Source organism: Robertmurraya mangrovi, assembly GCF_034427655.1.
GTDB classification, from domain to species: Bacteria; Bacillota; Bacilli; order Bacillales; family Cytobacillaceae; genus Robertmurraya_A; species Robertmurraya_A mangrovi.
This window is the reverse complement of record NZ_JAXOFX010000027.1, coordinates 16,702-37,066: the sequence shown is the minus strand read 5'-3', so window position 1 is coordinate 37,066 and position 20,365 is coordinate 16,702. Positions and strand designations below refer to the sequence as shown.

The window sequence follows — 20,365 nt, the reverse complement described above, 5'->3', positions numbered from 1 at the left end:
ACTTATATCCCAAAGAATCTTCAAGATATTCCTTAACAACCTTCAACTTAAATTGATCACTATACTTCGACATACAAAAAACACCCCAAAAGTTAGATTTCTACTCTAACTTTTGGGGTGCAGTACCAAGGTTACTTCTTTTTATAACAAAAAAACACGTTCGTAACGTGTTAGGCACAAATATTAGGTAGTTGAATTAAGAAAAGAACTTAACAGCGTAGAAAACAACCACTGCTATTGATACTGGTAAACTGGTTAACAGAAATCGTTTCGTCCGATTAACGACAATCTTATCGCTGTATTTTTCACTTTGTTGAATGTACTTTGTCTGACCCATATGTTTTCCTCCTATGTTAGATAAGGTCATAAAAATTAGACTGTTGTTATTTTTTTGCCCTTACGAAACTTTTCTTCATTGTATAAAATAAATTAACTTTAGTCAATATTTTTCAGAATATTTAGTTCATTGTTTTTTAGTGTTCTATTTCTCATACAGGAAAATAAAATTATCCTTGAAAGAAGGTGAAAAGAATGCATCAAGTAAACGTTATTCCTTACTTAACAACTAAAAATTTGAATCCTGAGAATCAAGAGTCACCTATTCATTTCTTATCTAAGTGGAAAACTCCTGAAGAATATTTTTACTTAAGAAATCATTTTTCGTACCCTCATTTTTATGATATGCATTTCGGTTTAATGGTTGATGGGTTAGTTTCAAATACTACCTTTATTAGCTATCGTAATATACTCTCCATGAAAAGTAAGTCCATTGTAGTACCATTAGAATGTGCTGGGAATAAACGTTCTAAATTTGTTCCTAAGGTTTATGGTGAACAATGGGAAGAGGGAGCCATTAGTCAAGGGAAGTGGAGAGGAATATCCTTAAGAGATTTACTAAGTCCTTTACATATCTCCCCTACTGCAAAAGAAATTGTTTTTATAGGAAAGGATTTTGGTAAAAGGACGGATATGTTGGGGTTATTTTATTACGCAAGAAGCCTTCCTATCTCAAAAGCTTTAGATCCTGATACACTAATAGCTTATGAATACAACGATAAACCAATTACCTTCAAGCATGGATTCCCCCTTCGCCTCATTGTACCAAGCTGGTATGCAATGGCTTCTGTAAAATGGCTTCAGTGGATTGTTGTTATCGATCATGAATTCAATGGCCCCTTCCAAAATGTCGACTATGTTTATTACCCAAACAAAGAAACTGATAAAGGGAAATTTCCTGTAACGGTCTTAATTGTAAACTCTACGATTCAAAAGCCATTAGATTTTGAAATTCTAGATACTGGAAAACATGTAATAACAGGAATAGCATGGACCGGCAAAGGCACTATTAAAAAAGTAGAAATTAGTACAGATAATGGAAAAACGTGGAACACCGTATTTATAAAATATTTAAGTAATGAATCTTACTCATGGGTAAGGTGGTCTTACGAATGGGAAGTAAAAAATAAGGGGGAATATACCATAAAATCCCGAGCAACTGATAGTGAGGGACGAGTACAGCCTGAAGAACCATTTTGGAATCGTAAAGGTTATGGGTACAATGCCGTTTCCTCCGTAACAGTAAAGGTTGAGTGATGGGTTTATTTAGACTAGAAGTTCGTTAGGTTGTCCTCAACAAAAAAGAAATTGCCCACTAAAGACAATTCCTTTTGACATATGCATTAATTTTCCCAATCAGAACGCTTCCCTAATTCCGGTTCGCCGTCTGTTTGATTTCCTGTTGTTGCCGTATATCCAACTCTGTAAGATGCTGTTCTTTTTTCTTTAAGGGCCTTTGGCATTTTATATTGATTAGCATTATCTTGCGCTTCTTTTGGTGACATTAGAAAAACTCCTTTTTATTTATTTGAATGTTGTTTATCTTGAATCTCACCGGTATCTTGTTCATGGGACCTCGACAAATCTGAAGGAAATTCATCTTTACGCCTATAATCATCTCGGTTATAATCATCTAAGTTTTGTTTATCATTATTTCCCATCTTAGATACCCTCCTAACATAAGTTTGACTCGTTCCTGAAGTGTTCATTCCCATATAACCGAACTGGTTATGTATCTTATTCTTTACAAGCAGATGAAAATAATGTGGTTTTGCTATTATAAGTAAGATTGGATACGGTAACAAAAGCGCAAGCGCCTCGGTCAGCCCCGACAAGCAAATGTTCTTCAACCCTAAAAGTCTGGTTTTCGAATTTTAGGGTTGAAGGTTATTTGATCTCGAGAGACTAGGCGCTGGAGCTGGACGGGGACACTCAATGTTAAAGAGTTATCCACAATGCGAAGTTTTTTTAATTTCATAAACAGTAAAAAACCTGTTTCACAGGGAAACAGGTTTTTAAGTCTCTTCTAGATTTTACCAACCTACAAATGCTGCACCTACAATAATTAATAAGATAAACAATACAACGATTAAAGCGAAACCTCCGCCTCCGCCATAACCAACTCCTGCAACTGGTGCAGCATAACCGCAACCACCGTATCCATAGCCGTACATAATTAGCACATCCTTTCGATTTTAAACCTTCATTCAACGTACCTTATCGTTTAGTACCAACCAACGAAAGCGGCACCTACAATAACTAACAGTATAAATAAAACGACGATTAAAGCGAAACCACCGCCGTAGCCATATCCAGCTGCGCCCATTCATTACCACCTCCCATGGCATCTACAAGCATTGTATGTGGGCATGGGTTGTCTTGCATGGGCGAATATAAGAGTTTTATTAAAATCATCATTTTTTTGCATAATGGTTCTTAAGGTTAGATCCAAAACCAAGGAAGGAAAGCTAATCCAACAATCGCACCTAAAGCGAATCCTGCACCAAATCCCCACCATCCGTAATATGGGTAGGCAAACCCACCGTAGCCTCTTCCACCTCGAGTACCTCCAAAAGGTCGTAGATACACCCTATGTGAATCAACTCGGTCAATAACCCCATTATGAACACTTCCATCTCTCATCGTAAGTCTAACGGGTCTACCGATGCCTCTACTACATAAGCGATGATAACGGCCGACTGACATGTAATCACCTCCCCATTTCTAGTCATTAACATCATATGATGCTTATCCATATGTGCATGGACAAACGTATAGGGCTGGTGTGGAAATATATATAAATAAAAAAGGTATACAAGCAACTTATACTTGTATACCTCAGTTAAATTATGAGAAATATGATTTAGTACGATGACTAACTAACTGCATGTTGAACAGCACTACTACCTTTTTCTTCTTTAATGAGCCAAATATTCAAAAATACACCGATTAAAGAAAGCAAAGCAAAAAATAGATAAACTCCATAGATGGAGTATTCCTCATAAATGATTCCTCCCGCAAAAGTACAGAACCAGTTACCAAAACCATTTCCAATTGCAGAATATAAGGTAATGGCAGTGGCAACAATGTGAACAGGTGCAATGTCCCTAATATATTGAAGTCCGGCAGGGATAAACAATCCAATCGAAAACCCCTGCATAACAGCGGTTGCATATATTAATGTTAAGCTAGGCTCAGTAAAATAAAAGATCCATCTAACAAGTGACACAACTCCCGCTATTGTGGCTACTTGAAGGAGTCCTAACCTATTAATCCATCCACCAGCTACTCTCATAAAAGGAACTTCCGATAATACGGCAACTAAAAAAGCGATTCCAATCCCTGTATACGTTCCTCCGCTATCTTCCACAAATAAACCGAAATAAGTATTATTAGCTAAGTTAGGACCAAAAATCAAAAACGTAATCGCTAAAAAGATAATGAACTTTTTATAAGTTAAGATTTCTTTAACCCCACCTAATAAATTTTTCGGAGCAGTTGTTTTTTCCTTTGGGATTTTAAAGGCAATCATTGATGCAACGGTCAAGAAGATTAAAAAACTGTAAAAGATATAATCTGGATGTTTTTCAGAAAGTCTCCCCATTACAAATACCGCAATACCAAATCCAAGTGATCCGAATAAACGGACATTTCCATAATTATATTTCACTTTTGACGTGTACTTTAAAGAAAGGCTGTCCGAAACGGGTATAATCGCACTCTGGAAAATAGCGATTAGGATTGCTGTCATTAAAAGCAAATAATACGTATCAAAAAATACATACCCTAAAGCACTTAATCCAGTAAAGAAAGTGGTAATGGTTAAAATTTTAATGGGTGAACTCGTTAAATCCGAGACAAATCCCCACAAAGGTTGGAAGAAAATCATGATAATCGGTCCAATAGACATAATGGTTCCTATTTGATAACCGTTCAAACCAACTGTTTCACTTAAATACACGCTTAACAGTGGGAAAAGTCCTCCAAATCCTAAGAATGCAAATAAATAAAATCCTTTTAGTGTTAATAAGTTCTGTTTAACATCTGTCTCCACTTATGTATCCCCCATCTGCATTTCCAAAAACTGTTTACATTGTACCACTATTTCAAGAAAAATACTTCCAAAACCGAAATATAGTTAATTATCAATTTTTTGTAAAGTGCATGCTTAAGTTTGAGGTTGAGGCTACCTACTAAACAAAAGTTTAACCTCTAGTATGGTTAAAACCCCTTGGGTAAATCCCAAGAGGCTCGTTCCTAATTTTTATTCTCTATCGTTAGTCCTTCAACATGTCTCTTACTCAATATTTTATCCGCTTTTCTATTTTCCTTCGTTTCAAAAATAATATCAAAATCATAATCTTCTGGGTACAACTCATTAGCCGCAATATACAACTTTAACCTCTTATGGTTAATGGTTATCTTTTCGCTTTTCACTTGTACGATATAATTACCCGCTGAATCCGGTCCTTTATAAATGATTCCGAACTCACCTGTTTTTGTTATTAATACATTATCCCCTTGATTATAATGTGGTACGATTTCCTGTTTAGCTGAATCTTCATTCTTATAACGGTTAATATGACGGTTAATAATCATTTGTTTATCTAATTCTTTTTGATAATGAACATCATCATTTGTCATTTCATACACTTTCTCTTCTTTATACGTAATCTTATGAGCTTTTTCAATGATAGCAGGATGAATTCCAAGCTTTAGCGCGATTGCAAACGCTTGACTCTCTCCGCCTTTTCCAATAATTAAACGGTAGGTTGGACGTAATGTCTCTAAGTCAAATTCCATTGAACCGTTTATAAAACCTTCATGCTGATTCGCAAAATCCTTTATCTCACTGTAATGTGTAGTGGCTAATAGAGTGGCTCCTTTTTTATAAAGCTGTTCTAATATGGCAGTAGCTAAACCCATTCCTTCTGCCGGGTCCGTTCCAGATCCCAACTCATCCAATAAAACTAGAGAGCGGTCATTCGTTTCTTTTAAAATTTCAATAATATTTACAATTCTTGAGCTAAAAGTACTCAGGTTTTCCTCAATACTTTGCCCATCACCAATATCAACTAAAATGTGCTGATAAATACTAATGGAACTTTCCTTTTCAACAGGGATATGAATGCCTGATTGAGCCATTAACGTGAGGAGCCCTACTGTCTTAATCGTGACGGTCTTCCCACCTGTATTGGGTCCGGTAATAACAAGGGCATGAGCCTCATTTTTCCCTAATTCAATGGTAAGTGGTACTGCATTCTCTTCTAGTAAAGGATGTCTAGCATTTTTTAGGTGAATATAATGCGATTCGTTTAAAAGTACACTCGTACCATCTATGCTTCTACTATATTTTGCTTTTGCAAAGAGCACATCATAATGAATCATCGTTTCAACAGCTAATAGAATTTCCTTTTCCTTTCCTTCGACAAGGCCAGTTAAATATTGAAGAACTTTCTCAATCTCCTGTTCTTCATCTGCCCTTAGCCAGTTTAATTGATCTTGATAGCTGCTGAGCTCTTCCGGTTCAATATACAAAGTAGAGCCTGAGGCCGACTTATCTAATACTGCACCTTTAATTTTATTTTTATATTCTTTTTTCACAGGGATGACATATCTACCATCCCTAGAACTAACCACACTTTCTTGTAAATAGGCTTTATATTTAGCTGATTTTATCATTTGGTTTAACTTATCTTTTAAACGATCTTCCTGAATGGAGATTTGTTTTCTAATTCTTAGTAATTCCTTGCTAGCGTAATCATCTATTTGCCCATTGCGAATACAGCGATTAATTTCTTCCGCTAAAAATGGAAGTTCTTCAATGGAGTGTACATATAAAGAAACCCTTGGTGCTATAAATTCTTTGTCTTTCATATATCTTCTAATTTTCACACAGCAATCTAGGAAATCATAAAGCTTTACTAACTGATCTGGTCTTAATGGAATGCCTTTATTAATTGATTGCAGTAAAATCTCTACACCATCAAGCCCATGTATGGGAACACTGGCACTTTTCTTTAATATTTCAACCGCTTCAGTTACCTCGTCTAACCACGCTTCAATTTGTTTTTTATTAATAGATGGTTTTAAGTTTAACACTCTCTCTTTTCCAGAATCAGATAAGGTAAATTGTGAAATTCTTTCTTTAATACGCCCAAATTCAAGTGTTTGGAATGTTTGTTGATTCAATGTTTTTTCCTCCAGATATAATAGATGTTTTTAAACGCAAAAAGACCATAATGAACAATGTCCATTACGGTCTAAAAATAGAGTTAGCCTAAGCAACTCATGTAAAGAATACTATTGTGCTAAAAGAACATCGTTTAACTGTAGATAGTGGAGTAGATCTAATTCCCACTTTCCAAATAAAGTTAAACAAAAAAGCCGTACTCAAAATGAACACGGCTTAACAGTTCTATACACTGTATGCTTTGTTATGACCATTGTTCTTAACTTTTCATCCCATAGATAAATAAACCTTCTAAACTGAATTTTTCAATAGAAAGCTGTCTGGAATGACCGTATGAAATTAACGGATTAGTTAAGAACGACACCTAACATAAAACATACTCCTTTAAAAACCAAATTTAATTACTTTTTCATCTTATGTTAATGTATACCTTTTTGTCAACAAATTTACCATTTTAATAAAACCGGAAGTAGAAATGGAATTACTAACGATGTAAAAACAGCCGCTAACCCCATAGCAATGCCGGCAACAGCCCCCTGAAGCTCTCCTTCTTTCGCTACCTCAGCTGTGCCTATCCCATGTGCAATAGTTCCCATGGACAAACCTCGAGCAAATGGGTGCTTAATTCTCAACATGTTCATAATGGGTGGACCAAACATGGCGCCGCACATCCCTGTAATCATGACAAATCCGGCAACTAATACGGCATCCGCTCCAATAATTTTAGAAACTTCAGCCGCAACCGGGATGGTAATAGACTTAATACTCATGGAAGCAAGAATGAGTTCTTTAAGATGAAACCATTTCGCCAGCATAATAGCAACTAGAATGGTTGAAATGCTCCCAACGGTTAAACCAATGATAGCTGGGATTAAGTTATTTAATACAATAAAACGATGCTTATATAAGGGAACTGCTAAAGCAACAGTAGCCGGACCAAGCAAATAGGTCATAATATCTTTCGCAATGGCATATTCTTCGTAAGTAATATGACTGAATAGAAGAATAACAATGATTAACGTTGTACTAAGAAATACTGGTGTTGTAAAAGGGGAAGGAAATTTCTGTGCAACCTTCCTTGAAACTAAATAGACCAGGATGGTTACTACTAAACTATATATGGTTATGAGCAGATTCAACTTCTATTCCTCCCCTCTTTTTAACAAAAAATTGAGAAGATAAACCAGAAAGAATAATACCAATAAAAGCACTAATTGTAATGACTGTTAGTAAGGCAAAGCCATTATACATAAAAATTGAGCCTAACGTCATCAACCCAACCGATATGGGGATGAAGAAGAAGGCTAGATGTTTAATTAAGATGGTTGATGTTTCGTCAACCCAGCTCAACTTCACAATACCTGTCAAAAGGCAAAGGAACAATAACACCATTCCAAGTACATTTCCTGGTAACGGAATATGAAATGAATCTACTAAAATAATACCGACTTGATTAAATACTAGTAAAATGAACAACTGAATAAGAAGTTTTAATAGTTTTTTCATAATAGATCATTACCTCTAGTTATCCCAAATAATTGGTTAAGTTTGTACAAAAATCGACATGAAGAAATAGATTTATATAATATATAAATATAACAATATTATCATCTGTAATAGCACAGATTCAACTATTAATTAGGATAATCAAACATTTTAATTAAATTTGATAATGTTTATAATATTGATTCCTAAGATAGTCGAATGATACTGTCATTTTTTATCAGAAAATTGCGTCTATTTTTTCTTGATTGATAGATTTTCAGAGTGTTACGATAGAAATGTAAGCGTATCCAAGCTAGATTTACGCTTCCTACTATTTTACATAGGAAAATGAATTGGGGAGGAATTGTATGAGCCAACTAACTGTTCAATTAAAAGAAAATGTAGAGAAGTTTTTAAGTGGGAAGAAAAAATTATATATCAACGGTGAATTTGTTGAGAGCACTTCACAAAAAACATTTGATACTTATAATCCAGCTACAGGTGAAGTATTAGCAACTGTTTTTGAAGCAGGACCAGAGGATATTGATAAAGCTGTAAGAGCTGCTCGAAAAGCTTTCGATGAGGGTCCATGGTCAAAAATGGGCACAGCTAAAAGAAGCCGCCTTATGTACAAACTTGCTGACTTAATGGAACAACATAGCGAAGAACTGGCTCAATTAGAAACATTGGACAATGGAAAACCAATTCGTGAAACTTCAAATGCAGATATTCCTTTAGCAATTGAACATATGCGTTATTATGCAGGATGGGCGACGAAAATCGTTGGACAAACGATTCCTGTTAACGGTCCATTCTTTAACTATACTAGACACGAAGCTGTTGGGGTTGTTGGACAAATCATTCCTTGGAACTTCCCATTATTAATGGCGATGTGGAAATTAGGTGCGGCCCTAGCTACAGGCTGTACGATCGTACTGAAACCAGCTGAGCAAACTCCATTATCAGCGTTATACTTAGCAGAGTTAATGGAAGAGGCTGGATTCCCTGCTGGTGTTATCAATATCGTTCCTGGTTTTGGTGAAACAGCTGGTCAACCATTAGTGGATCATCCGTTAGTGGACAAAATTGCATTCACTGGGTCAACTGAAGTTGGAAGACTGATTATGCAAAGAGCAGCTAAAACATTAAAACGCGTTACATTAGAATTAGGTGGAAAATCCCCTAATATTATTTTACCAGACGCTGACCTTACGAAAGCAATTCCTGGTGCGTTAAACGGAGTAATGTTTAACCAAGGGCAAGTTTGCTGTGCAGGTTCTCGCGTATTTATCCAGAAAAAGCAATACGATAATGTCGTTGCTGATATGGTTAGTCACGCGAAAAACATTAAGCAAGGCTCAGGTATCCATTCAGATACACAAATTGGTCCATTAGTATCAACGGAACAACAAAATCGTGTATTAGGATATATTGAAAAAGGTTTAAATGAAGGTGCAGAACTATTAGTGGGTGGAACTAAGCCATATGAGCAAGGGTATTTCGTCTCCCCTACTATCTTTGCAAATGTTGACGATAACATGACAATTGCAAAAGAAGAAATTTTTGGACCTGTCATTTCAGCTATGCCATATGAGGATTTAGATGAGCTAATTTCTCGTGCTAATAATAGCGAATACGGTTTAGCCGCAGGTGTATGGACTAGAGACGTTGCTCAAGCACACTATATTGCGAATAATTTACGTGCAGGTACGGTTTGGGTTAACTGCTACAATGCATTTGATGCCGCTTCACCTTTTGGCGGTTACAAACAATCCGGTATCGGACGTGAAATGGGCTCTTATGCTTTAGAGAACTATACAGAAGTTAAGAGTGTCTGGATTTCTATGAATTAACTAAATGCAAAGAAGCGAGTGATTGAATATCACTCGCTTTTTATATGACTTTAACTCAAGGAACACTTGGACGCATGAGGGGGGAATCAGAACTTCCAATATTCCTTATGTCTTTATATTAGTTTTTAGTAACCGTAACCTCTATAACCTGCACCAATGATAATCAGAAGAATAAATAGGACTACCAATAATGCAAATCCTCCACCAAAACCGTAACCTGTTGCTCCCATGGTATAACCTCCTTTATCGTTTTCCTTCACATATTATTCATGAGAGAAACAAAAGTATAGGTATTTTACCTAGTTTATTTAGTTTGTGTTTATGCCTATAGACAAGCTCCATGAAAATAAGGCCTCACAGATAACAGAAAAATATATAAAAACAGTGACAACGTGGATATTATTAACTTTGTTCACAATATGTCCATAGGATTTCCCTTCAGAATTCTTTATCTTATAAATATTAGGAGGGAACATAATGAAAAAAATCTATTTAATTTGCTCCATTATTGTGTTCGCCGGGATTGCTGCGGGCATTTCATTCTTTTTGGTACGTGACGCAAACGCTACGATACCAGAAGATACAAAATTAGTGACGATGAATAATGAGGTATACGACTTCTCTAAAACAAAAAAGAATCTAAAGCTTGTTGAATTTATGTATACACATTGTCCCGATATCTGTCCAACAACTACGATGAAAATGAACTTATTGAAAAAAGACCTTGAAAAAGAAGGAGTATTCGGAAGTGATATTCAGTTCCTCTCTGTAACAATTGACCCTTATCGTGACACTCCTGAAGTATTAAAAAAGCATATGGAACACTTCGAAATTGTAGAGGATGGTAACTGGTTGTTCCTAACGGGAGATCATAACCAATTAAAAAAGGACATGAAACAGATTGAAGAATTAGCTGGAACCTTCCAATTCCAATACAGAGATCCTGGAGACGGCTTCTATGTACACTCAACCTTTGTTTTTCTAGTTGATGAGAATAATAAATTTATTAAAAAGTTTCCAATGGGCGAAGATTTTAACCGTGAAGAAGTATTTTCGAAGATTATGAAAGAATTAGAATAATAACAAGTTAATAACAGACAGTACTGATTAGATGAAAAGAAGACGGGTGAATTGCCTCGTCTTCTTTTTATATGATTGTTTTAACAATTTGTTGTAGAAGTTAATGTTTTACATGGTGGGAGTAATAATAATGATTCTGATCTTGGTTTAGTAAAGCTAACTTGTATCCCAGATTTCTTTAAACTTTCAACTAATTCAATGAGTGTCTTTTTAGGCATAATATAAACTCCTTTAAAAAACCTGATAACACTATTCTACAACATTTTGATGAAAAATCTACGCAATTTTCCAAATTTTAATAAAATATCATATGAAAATTAATCATTAAGGAGTTAATATCAATTGTTTCCCTTCACTACCATGAAGATCGTTCGCATGATAGATTCCGTCAACCCATTCTTCCATTTGATTGTGATACCATTTGCTAAGTGGATGTCCTGATTGACCAGGGCCTACTAAGTGATAACCTTTATTCATATCAGCCGTATCGATGACAAATCTCCAAGAACCACCGTGATTAACAATGCCATCATCTCTAAAGGCTGCTGCCTGTACAGTAACCTGGCTCCCACCTACCGGCATCGTGCCTTCTCTATTAAACAAATAATTTAAAGGTTTGATACTTGATAGCGGGTGTGTAAATGCAACCTGATGGTATTCCCCCCACTTCCAATCCTCTAGTTCACTACCTTGTAAACTTTCAATCTCCGACAATGCTAGTTTAAGAGACTTCTCTAATACGATTTTAAGGCCACCCTTTTCTTCTATCCATGGACCAGGATTTCCTTCATCGGCTCTACGAAGAAGCTCATCAACAGCCTGCCTTTTTCCACCAAACAAGTTCATCATTTCATTAGATATTTCGTCCTTAAATAAAGTATCTTGTATTTTTCTCATCCAAAGGTTAAAAATGAGCGGTGCAGCTTCCTCCTTGTTATCGATATAATCCCAATTTTTTAGGATGCTTAGTGCTTTTTTAACCTTCTGTTCCTCATTAGACTTCAACTGATCTACAAATACTGGAACAAACTCTCTTGCTTGCAAATTCATTAAGTCCATTTGCAGTGCTTGCATATCATCAACGGTTAATTTGTCATTTGTCTGAATAAATTCCTGTATTCTCATTTGTCGATAAGGCTGTGCCCAGTTGTGACTAATATGATAAGGATATTCATCGTTTATAACCTTATTGTTAGCTGTGGATATAAAACCTTCCTTAGGATTAATCACTCTTGGTAGTTCATCATAAGGGACATATCCAATCCATTCGTATTCATCCGTCCAACCTGGTACAGGAAGTAGTCCATCCCCTTTTTTACGAATAGGAATTCTTCCATTCGCTTTATAAGCGATCGTTCCGTCTTGGGAGGCAAATACAAAATTCTGAGTTGGTGTATGGAATTGTTCAAGGGCTTTTTCAAACTCATCCCAATTCTTTGCTTTATTCATGTTTAGTACTGCTTCTAACTCATTTGATGCTTGCAAAGCGGTCCATTGTAAAGACAAAACCGTATCTTTACCACTGTCCGCTGCAAATTCGGATACTACTGGACCATGCCTAGTGATCGTTACCTCATAATCAATCGTCGGTTTATCTTTTACTTTAATTGGTTCTTTAACAATCTGAGCTTTTTCCCATTCATCGTTATATAAAAATTCATCTTTATTCTCAGGGTTTCTTTTTTCAATATATAAATCTTGAACGTCTGGTCCTGTGTTCGTTACTCCCCACGCGATATGTTCGTTATGACCTAGTATAATTCCAGGAATCCCAGCAAAAATAACCCCACTTACATTAAATGTAGGTGCTTCTAGCTGCATTTGGTACCATATGGATGGTGTTGCCAAAGACAAATGAGGGTCATCAGCTAAGAGTGGTTTTCCAGAAGCGGTTTTTTCCCCGCTAACTACCCAGTTGTTACTTCCGTTAAACTCATGCGGTATGACAGCGCTTGCAAAACTAGCTTCAACATCTAGTTCTTCTTTGCTTAGGATAAATGGTGCATCCTTTGGATAAGACGGGAATAAATCATAGGCCTTTTCTTCTGGAAAATTCTGCAGTAAATAATGGCGGAATGCTTGATCTTCCCAATGCCCACCTAAGTCAAACCCCATGAATTTTCCAATCGTTAATGAATCAACAGGTGTCCAATCTTCAGGCTCATATCCCATTAACTTAAACTCAATTGGCCATTTGCCGCTATCTCTTAATTCATTAATGTATTGATTAACCCCTTCAGCAAACCACTCTAAGCTTTGTAAAGGAACACCTGAATATTGCTTCAGTGATAATTCAGCAGCCCTTCTTAATCCCAATGTCCGGAAATACTTATCTCGGTCTACTGCGGCTTCCCCTACTACTTCACTTAATCTACCAGAAGCCTGTCTCCTACTTAAGTCCATTTGAAATAAGCGGTCTTGAGCCTGAACATAGCCTTGTGCGATGAACAAATCTCGTTCAGAGGCCGCTTTTATATGTGGAACGCCATGAGTATCTCGAATAACTTCTACCACATTATCAAGTGTTGATATTTTTACTTCTCCAGTTGTTTTAGGTAAAGACCTTGCTACATAACCATACAATGATACCCCAACAACTAATATTAAAATAACAATTGAGCTAATAGTCCATAAGCCTATTTTCTTCCAATTTATTTTTTTTACTTGTTTTTGTCTTCCTAATTCCATACTCCTACCTCCTTTATGCTTAATTATTCGATAGAGCTTTAAAGATTCCTTCTGAATTCGAAATTTTTTGAAAATAATAGTTTACCTCACCATTTCTTGGTTGGGGGATAAAAAATTCCCCTCTCGCTATAAAAGTGCTATAATGAAAGATATTTTGTGTTTTGGAGGAAAATAAATGATTACAGTAACTGATGTAAGTTTACGTTATGGTGACCGTAAGCTTTTTGAAGAAGTTAATATCAAATTTAATCCTGGTAACTGTTATGGTCTAATTGGCGCTAACGGTGCAGGTAAATCTACATTTTTAAAAATATTATCTGGTGAAATTGAGGCACAAACAGGTGGAGTTCACTTAGGTCCTGGTGAGAGACTTGCTGTGTTAAAGCAGAACCACTATGAGTACGAAGAGTTTGAAGTGTTAAAAGTAGTTATCATGGGTCATAAAAGACTTTATGAAGTTATGCAAGAAAAAGATGCTATCTATATGAAAGCTGATTTTACAGATGAAGACGGTATGAAAGCAGCGGAGCTTGAGGGCGAGTTTGCCGAACTAAATGGTTGGGAAGCTGAATCTGAAGCAGCTATTCTTTTAAAAGGTCTTGGTATTACAGAAGAATTCCATACGAAGAAAATGGAAGATTTAACGGGTTCTGAGAAAGTGAAAGTATTATTAGCACAAGCTCTTTTTGGTCAACCGGACGTTCTACTACTGGATGAGCCTACGAACCATCTAGACATTAAAGCGATTCAATGGTTAGAAGAATTCCTAATTAATTTTGAGAATACAGTCATTGTTGTATCCCATGACCGTCACTTCTTAAATAAAGTATGTACGCACATCGCTGACCTTGATTTCGGTAAAATTCAAATCTATGTTGGTAACTATGATTTCTGGTATGAGTCTAGCCAATTAGCAGCAAGAATGGCATCTGACCAAAATAAGAAAAAAGAAGAAAAAATTAAAGAACTACAAGCCTTTATTGCCCGATTCAGTGCAAATGCATCTAAATCAAAGCAAGCAACTTCTCGTAAGAAGCTACTTGATAAAATTGAGCTAGACGATATTAAGCCATCTTCTCGTCGTTACCCATATGTAGGCTTTACACCAGAACGTGAAATCGGTAATGATTTATTACGTGTAGAAGGTTTAACAAAAACGATTGATGGTGTGAAAGTTTTAAATAACATCAGCTTTATCATGAATAAAGAAGATAAAATTGCCCTAGTTGGAACAAATGAGCTAGCAAAAACAGCTTTATTTAAAATCTTAACGGGTGAAATGGAAGCAGATAGCGGTACATTCAAATGGGGTATCACAACCTCTCAAGCTTACTTCCCTAAAGATAACTCTGAGTTCTTTAATGGTTGCGAACTAAACTTAGTTGACTGGTTACGTCAATTCTCTCCGAACGATCAAAGCGAAAGCTTCCTACGTGGGTTCTTAGGAAGAATGCTATTCTCTGGTGAAGAAGTTCTTAAGAAAGCAAGCGTATTATCTGGAGGAGAAAAAGTACGTTGTATGCTTTCAAAAATGATGTTAAGTGGAGCAAACGTATTGCTACTAGATGAGCCAACGAACCACTTAGACCTAGAGTCGATTACAGCAGTGAATGACGGTTTAATCAACTACAAAGGTTCACTTATGTTCTCATCTCATGACCATCAATTCATCCAAACAATCGCTAACCGTATCATGGAAATCACTCCAAACGGCCTAGTTGACAAGCAAATGACATATGATGAGTATTTAGAGAATGCTGATATTCAAAAGCAAGTTGAGGAAATGTATAAATAATTGTGATGGGAGAGTCCTGATTGTGGGGCTCTCTTTTTTTGATTGGTGGGAGTTGGTTTGATTGGTGGGAGTTGTTTGATTGATGGGAGTTTGTTTGATTGGTAAGGGTAAGTTAGTTTGGTGGTGGGTGGTAAAGTTTGCCTTTTGTTGAGCCAGATTGATCAAGGTTCATTGATTGGAGCAATCTGTTTGCGGTATAAATTGAATCAATTTTTAAGTAATCACGGGCTAGTTTATTGTTTATGGGACTATCAAATAGAAGAAAATAATCGTCTATTGCATTTTGATGTGCATACTTATCAACGTGGTAGCAATGAATACAAAGCCAGGTTGCGTGCTTTCGTATCATACTCAGCTTCTGACAGGACGGGCAAACAACCCCATTTATTATATCTTGTTTTGAAATATCATAACGTTCCAGAACAGGGAAACTTCCTGGTTCATGGTTATTTAATAAATGCTTTGTTATTCTTCTTCTCTTGGTGTTATCTATCTTATCATTTTTGTATTTACATTTAATTATTTCGATTTTATCAATTAAAGCATGACTGTGAATGACTATTTCTGGTGTTAATTCGTGATTATTGGTTTTTATAATACTAGAGGAGTTGCTAATAACCACAAAACATTCAACAGGTATAGTTAGGTTATATTTGGAATGAATCCAATGAAGTAGCTGTAACCTTTGTCTTTTTACTTGAAGAATCGGATCCGGAAAACACTCTTCAATGTCTTCTTTAGTCGTTCGAATCAATTGGTTAAAGTCAGAATCAAAAAATAGAGTTCCATATATATTCTTAACTTCTAAAATCAGAGCAAATGAGTTGGAAAGTAAAAGAGTATCGATTTGGAAGTGGTAATCTTCATGTGGGAGCCGCAAATCGTGGAAAATATGAAATTCATTTGTAGGAAAGTAGTTTAAAAAATAGTCGACTGATTTTTCCCCTTTGTAACCAGCTAAGCTTTTATTAAAATCTGATGTAATAAGTTCCCTTTTGGGGTGGTCCTCTTTTATTCTACGGTGTAGTGCCGCTCTCTTTTTAATTTTTATTGGAAATTTCCGTTCTTTTACTATCAAAATGTAATCATCCTCCTTTTTTGCTTAAGAGATTCTTCATCAGGTCCTCTAATTCCTCCTTAGAAAAAGTGTAGGATTACTTTTTTTGCGAGATTATATTTATTTTTGCGAAAAGCGGAATAATTTTGCGAAAAACTTATTATTCTTGCGAAAACCACAATAATTTTGCGAAAATCTGATTAATTTTGCGAACACAATACTTTTGCTGTTATTCTTGTGAAACCCCCATTATTTTGCGTAAATCCATGTATGCTTGAGAAAACCCATTATTTTGCAAAAATCCATATATTCTTGCGAAAACCAATATTTTTGCGAATATCCATTTATTCTTGCGAAAACTACAATAATCTTGCGAAAATCCATATATTCTTGCGAAAACCAATATTTTTGCGTAAATCCATTTATTCTTGCGAAAACTACAATAATCTTGCGAAAAATCCAATTAATTTTGCGAACGAATCCAAACACATTCCGCCCCCTACTCACCACTCAAAAAAAGCCCGCCAATTCCGGCGAGCCCCCCTTACACATCTTGCTTTTTCGTCTTTCTTCTAGCAGAGTCTCTTTTCACTCCACCAGTCTCAGTATTAGTTGTGCCCTGGCCTTCCACTTGCGGAGAGCCTAGTCCGATGGTTGATGGGTCTTTTTTGCGTTTGCTCACAGGTAACACCTCCCTTGCTTACTTTCTGTTGCTAAAGTCATTTTTATACGAGGGGAATATTTTTTCAACCTTGTCGCATGCTATGATGGGAGGAGGTGTTAGTAATGGCGAAAATTGGAGTAGAACAATCTCTTACTAATGTGCAAGAAGCACTACGTGAAAAGGGTTACGACGTGGTTGAACTACGTCAAGAGAGTGATGTTCAGGGCTGTGATTGCTGTGTTATTACAGGGCTTGACTCAAACGTTATGGGTATGAGTGACACTGTTACGAATGCTGCAGTTATTGAAGCGAACGGACTTTCAGCTGACGAAGTATGTCGACAAGTTGAAAATAAAATGAATTTATAGTTTTTCTCGCATAAATAAACACCGTTCAAAAGCCGAACGGTGTTCTTCATTTAACACAAAACATACTATCTATATACCCTTCTTTTGAGAATGAACCACACTAAACCCACACTCAAAAGAGCGGCTGTAATCAACATATAAACCCTACTATTGTCACGTGCAATAGATCCCTTCGCACCATCCTCTTTCAAAGGCTCTGCTTTAGCAACAACAGCCTCTTCTTTCACTAGTGGTGTCAGTGGAATCGTTTGAATGATTACTTCATGATCATTTTGGATAAAAAGTTCACCAGCAGCAGAAACATTCAGAATCGGCCCCTCTATTGGCACTGTAACGATGGTATCCTTTTCTAACACAAACTTTTCATCACCATGACGGTACTCAGTATCCTTTTCTAACGAGCTTGTCCGATAATGAGTATAGCCATAGTCCAGCAAAGTCATTGTGTCTTTATATATATCATTTTTAAAATCTGCTTTTAAAACGACAGCTGTTAACTCTATTTGCTCATTATGGGCAGTCGTGGCAAGTGTTTGCCTAGACTCGTTTACAAAGCCTGTTTTTCCTCCCGTAATTCCTTCAAATGGAATTTCACCTTTGAGCAATCGATGATGAGTATAGATCGTCGTATCCCAAGATTTACCTTGCCAAGGCAACTCCTTCGTACCAAAAATCTCCTTAAAATCAGGGCTTTTCAAAGCATAATTGGTGATAAGGGCTAGATCATATGCGGTTGTATAATGTTTCTTATCAAAGAGCCCATGAGGATTCGTAAAATGAGTATGATTCACCCCTACCTCAGCCTTTAAAAATTGATTTAGATGATCAGAAAAAGTTTCTATGTCACCGTGAAGATGATCAGCAATGGCATGTGCCGCATCATTTCCAGAATTTATTAACATTCCTTGAACCAACTTCCTTAAAGGAACTTGTTCCCCAGGATTTAAGTATACTCTTGTACCATCAACTTGAACTGATTCCTCACTAACGGTTACCATTTCATCAAGATTCCCTTTTTCAATCGCATATATAGCCGTTGCGATTTTTGTTAAACTAGCAGGATACATTTTTTTCTGGGCATTTTTTTCAAATAATACAGCCCCAGATTTGGAATCAATCAATATTGCAGCCTTACTAACGATATTTAGGTCTTGCTCGTTGCTTGCTACCGCCTTTATTTGAATCGATAAAAATAAGAATAAAGGCATTATTATTAAAATTAACTTTTTCACCTTTACACACCTTGTCTATATTAGGATACTTTTTGATTTTAACAGAATTATCTTATAGTTTCTCCTAATTCTAGTATTTGTTATCGAAACGAAAATTTTATACCATTTATTTACAAAAAGAGACTGTCCCAACTTTGAGACAGCCTCTTTTCATCTATTCAATGCTCGGTGTTTTCAAGTGATTCATCTGTTTTCATTTTCATCATAAAATCCCTTAAATAATCAACAAAATGATCATCTCTAGTCAACCAAGCGGCATGATTCCTTTTAACATACTTTTCCGCTTCCCTAAAACTATCAAATATTTGCTCATGACGCTCACCATTTTCTTCAACAACCCAATGATGCTCCCCTGTCATATAAATAAAAAATTTATCTTCTTTACGATTTTCGTATAGACTTCCTTGAGGAGTGTTTTTTAAATTGAAATGATTTCGAAAGGCATCTTGTCTCATAGGTTCAGTTATAAACGCTCCTTTTACATACAGTTCATATGCTTCTTCATTAATAGAACAGCCCGCTGCTTTTGCATGACCGCCCCCTCCATATAAATCAGCGATGGCAGAGACATCAACATGATCATGGATGGTTCTAAAACTAATCTTTTTTCCACCTAGATTTAAAATGGCGATGTAATCGAGGTGTTCATTTTCTTTTCCTAGCTCATTTCCCAGTTCTGAGTGATAATTCTCAGCATGAACAATTCCAGCGCAATAATCACCAATAAACGTTTGAACAATTTCTCTCTTCTTTCTTCTTATGTAGCGCTCAATTTTTTCCTCTTCCATTTCTAAAAGCTTTTTCTCAAATTCGTCAAATTCAAAATGTCTACTCTTTTGAATTCTCGCAACCATCTTCTCTTCAAAATCTTCTATAGAGCCCATGAAAAATAAGTCATTTAAGTGCTTCGCAGTAATATTGTCATTTTCATCCCATTCCCAAGTATCGTACTGACGAACAAGCTCAACAAATTCGTGTAGAGCTGGTGTTGGTTCAATTAACCGATGCTGAATTAAATACTCATAAAATAAGGAAGTGGCACATGCTAAACGCCCATCATCGTACTCTACTCTTACACTCCCCCAGCTATAGTCATTAAAATGAAGAGCTGTTTTGTGATGGTCAATTAACTTGAGCCTTCCACGGTTCTTTACAAATTCATCTACTCTCTTCGTGTTCTCTTCGTTGATTGATAAATCTGTAATAAACACGAACTTGTCTTTATTTCTTTTATCATTGGCCCTTTCTAAATAACGAGCCACCTGATGATTGAGACCCATGACAGAATTATAACTAACTTCAACTTGATCTTTAAACGCAATCTTAGCCACGATTCCGCACCCTACTCCGTCTAAGTCATTATGTGTAAATAGTTGGTACATTCCCATCACCTTAAAAAAATAATCTTTTTCTAAAAATAGCTGTCCTTCTTCAATATAAACAACAACGATTTTAGAAAAGAGTTGTACAGTTTAGTTTGTAGTTTTGGAATTTTTCTATACAGATTGTTGTTAACGAATAAGTCCTTCAACAACACTCTAGAATTAATTTCCAAAGAATTTGAACCATTTCAAAAAAGTAGACAAGTTCTACCTCCTAGTACGCATATAATGT

The 20,365-nt window shown here is 36.0% G+C and carries 22 protein-coding genes; 5 read left to right on the top strand and 17 right to left on the bottom strand.

What is annotated here, in order from left to right; all coding sequences use genetic code 11:
- Positions 1-196 precede the first annotated feature (196 nt).
- Positions 197-337, bottom strand: coding sequence for a hypothetical protein (locus SM124_RS22865; RefSeq protein WP_322448813.1), 141 nt, complete (start codon positions 335-337; stop codon positions 197-199).
- Between the two features lie 194 nt (positions 338-531).
- On the opposite strand from SM124_RS22865, the gene SM124_RS22860 reads away from it, so the two are divergent.
- On the top strand, positions 532-1,593 hold the full coding sequence (locus tag SM124_RS22860) for a sulfite oxidase (protein WP_322448812.1): 1,062 nt from the start codon (positions 532-534) through the stop codon (positions 1,591-1,593).
- 86 nt (positions 1,594-1,679) lie between these two features.
- Here the strand turns inward: SM124_RS22860 and SM124_RS22855 are convergent, their stop codons facing one another.
- From SM124_RS22855 to SM124_RS22815, 9 genes are all read right to left on the bottom strand, one after another.
- Positions 1,680-1,841 carry a hypothetical protein gene (locus SM124_RS22855; RefSeq protein WP_322448811.1) on the bottom strand — a complete coding sequence of 54 codons (162 nt, stop codon included), beginning with the start codon at positions 1,839-1,841 and terminating at the stop codon, positions 1,680-1,682.
- A gap of 15 nt (positions 1,842-1,856) precedes the next feature.
- Positions 1,857-1,997: a hypothetical protein gene (locus tag SM124_RS22850; RefSeq protein WP_322448810.1), complete on the bottom strand. Its 141-nt coding sequence runs from the start codon at positions 1,995-1,997 to the stop codon at positions 1,857-1,859.
- 372 nt (positions 1,998-2,369) lie between these two features.
- Positions 2,370-2,510 carry a YjcZ family sporulation protein gene (locus SM124_RS22845; RefSeq protein WP_322448809.1) on the bottom strand — a complete coding sequence of 47 codons (141 nt, stop codon included), beginning with the start codon at positions 2,508-2,510 and terminating at the stop codon, positions 2,370-2,372.
- A gap of 50 nt (positions 2,511-2,560) precedes the next feature.
- A complete protein-coding gene (locus SM124_RS22840; protein WP_322448808.1) occupies positions 2,561-2,662 on the bottom strand; it encodes a YjcZ family sporulation protein in 102 nt (33 codons plus the stop codon).
- A gap of 116 nt (positions 2,663-2,778) precedes the next feature.
- The gene (locus SM124_RS22835; protein ID WP_322448807.1) at positions 2,779-3,042 is read right to left on the bottom strand and encodes a hypothetical protein; all 264 of its coding nucleotides are present in this window, start codon (positions 3,040-3,042) and stop codon (positions 2,779-2,781) included.
- 169 nt (positions 3,043-3,211) lie between these two features.
- A complete protein-coding gene (locus tag SM124_RS22830) occupies positions 3,212-4,390 on the bottom strand; it encodes an MFS transporter (RefSeq protein ID WP_322448806.1) in 1,179 nt (392 codons plus the stop codon).
- A 203-nt stretch (positions 4,391-4,593) separates the two neighbouring features.
- Entirely contained in the window at positions 4,594-6,528 is a 1,935-nt protein-coding gene (locus tag SM124_RS22825; RefSeq protein WP_322448805.1) for an endonuclease MutS2, read from the bottom strand.
- Between the two features lie 447 nt (positions 6,529-6,975).
- Positions 6,976-7,668, bottom strand: coding sequence for an LrgB family protein (locus SM124_RS22820; RefSeq protein ID WP_322448804.1), 693 nt, complete (start codon positions 7,666-7,668; stop codon positions 6,976-6,978).
- On the bottom strand, positions 7,643-8,035 hold the full coding sequence (locus SM124_RS22815) for a CidA/LrgA family protein (RefSeq protein ID WP_322448803.1): 393 nt from the start codon (positions 8,033-8,035) through the stop codon (positions 7,643-7,645). The genes SM124_RS22820 and SM124_RS22815 overlap by 26 nt, the downstream gene beginning before the upstream one ends.
- A 347-nt stretch (positions 8,036-8,382) precedes the next feature.
- Between SM124_RS22815 and SM124_RS22810 the strand changes: the two genes are divergently transcribed.
- On the top strand, positions 8,383-9,867 hold the full coding sequence (locus SM124_RS22810; RefSeq protein WP_322448802.1) for an aldehyde dehydrogenase family protein: 1,485 nt from the start codon (positions 8,383-8,385) through the stop codon (positions 9,865-9,867).
- 125 nt (positions 9,868-9,992) lie between these two features.
- Here SM124_RS22810 and SM124_RS22805 read toward each other — a convergent pair whose 3' ends face one another.
- Positions 9,993-10,097 carry a YjcZ family sporulation protein gene (locus SM124_RS22805; protein WP_407691442.1) on the bottom strand — a complete coding sequence of 35 codons (105 nt, stop codon included), beginning with the start codon at positions 10,095-10,097 and terminating at the stop codon, positions 9,993-9,995.
- 247 nt (positions 10,098-10,344) lie between these two features.
- Between SM124_RS22805 and SM124_RS22800 the strand changes: the two genes are divergently transcribed.
- Positions 10,345-10,947 carry an SCO family protein gene (locus tag SM124_RS22800; protein ID WP_322448800.1) on the top strand — a complete coding sequence of 201 codons (603 nt, stop codon included), beginning with the start codon at positions 10,345-10,347 and terminating at the stop codon, positions 10,945-10,947.
- A gap of 80 nt (positions 10,948-11,027) precedes the next feature.
- On the opposite strand, the gene SM124_RS22795 is transcribed toward SM124_RS22800, so the two are convergent.
- Together SM124_RS22795 and SM124_RS22790 are read right to left on the bottom strand one after the other, a co-directional pair.
- On the bottom strand, positions 11,028-11,165 hold the full coding sequence (locus tag SM124_RS22795) for a hypothetical protein (protein WP_322448799.1): 138 nt from the start codon (positions 11,163-11,165) through the stop codon (positions 11,028-11,030).
- 106 nt (positions 11,166-11,271) lie between these two features.
- Positions 11,272-13,635: a penicillin acylase family protein gene (locus SM124_RS22790; RefSeq protein ID WP_322448798.1), complete on the bottom strand. Its 2,364-nt coding sequence runs from the start codon at positions 13,633-13,635 to the stop codon at positions 11,272-11,274.
- Between the two features lie 175 nt (positions 13,636-13,810).
- On the opposite strand from SM124_RS22790, the gene SM124_RS22785 reads away from it, so the two are divergent.
- Complete coding sequence (locus tag SM124_RS22785; protein WP_322448797.1) at positions 13,811-15,430, top strand: ABC-F family ATP-binding cassette domain-containing protein; 1,620 nt, start codon at positions 13,811-13,813, stop codon at positions 15,428-15,430.
- A gap of 112 nt (positions 15,431-15,542) precedes the next feature.
- Here the strand turns inward: SM124_RS22785 and SM124_RS22780 are convergent, their stop codons facing one another.
- Together SM124_RS22780 and SM124_RS22775 are read right to left on the bottom strand one after the other, a co-directional pair.
- Positions 15,543-16,508, bottom strand: coding sequence for an NERD domain-containing protein (locus SM124_RS22780; RefSeq protein WP_322448796.1), 966 nt, complete (start codon positions 16,506-16,508; stop codon positions 15,543-15,545).
- Between the two features lie 523 nt (positions 16,509-17,031).
- On the bottom strand, positions 17,032-17,169 hold the full coding sequence (locus tag SM124_RS22775) for a YuzL family protein (RefSeq protein WP_322448795.1): 138 nt from the start codon (positions 17,167-17,169) through the stop codon (positions 17,032-17,034).
- Between the two features lie 104 nt (positions 17,170-17,273).
- On the opposite strand from SM124_RS22775, the gene SM124_RS22770 reads away from it, so the two are divergent.
- A complete protein-coding gene (locus SM124_RS22770) occupies positions 17,274-17,519 on the top strand; it encodes a YkuS family protein (protein ID WP_322448794.1) in 246 nt (81 codons plus the stop codon).
- Positions 17,520-17,584: 65 nt separating this feature from the next.
- Here the strand turns inward: SM124_RS22770 and SM124_RS22765 are convergent, their stop codons facing one another.
- Both SM124_RS22765 and SM124_RS22760 read right to left on the bottom strand, forming a co-directional pair.
- Positions 17,585-18,751: a D-alanyl-D-alanine carboxypeptidase family protein gene (locus SM124_RS22765; protein WP_322448793.1), complete on the bottom strand. Its 1,167-nt coding sequence runs from the start codon at positions 18,749-18,751 to the stop codon at positions 17,585-17,587.
- A 158-nt stretch (positions 18,752-18,909) separates the two neighbouring features.
- The gene (locus SM124_RS22760) at positions 18,910-20,133 is read right to left on the bottom strand and encodes a DHH family phosphoesterase (protein WP_322448792.1); all 1,224 of its coding nucleotides are present in this window, start codon (positions 20,131-20,133) and stop codon (positions 18,910-18,912) included.
- Positions 20,134-20,365 lie beyond the last annotated feature (232 nt).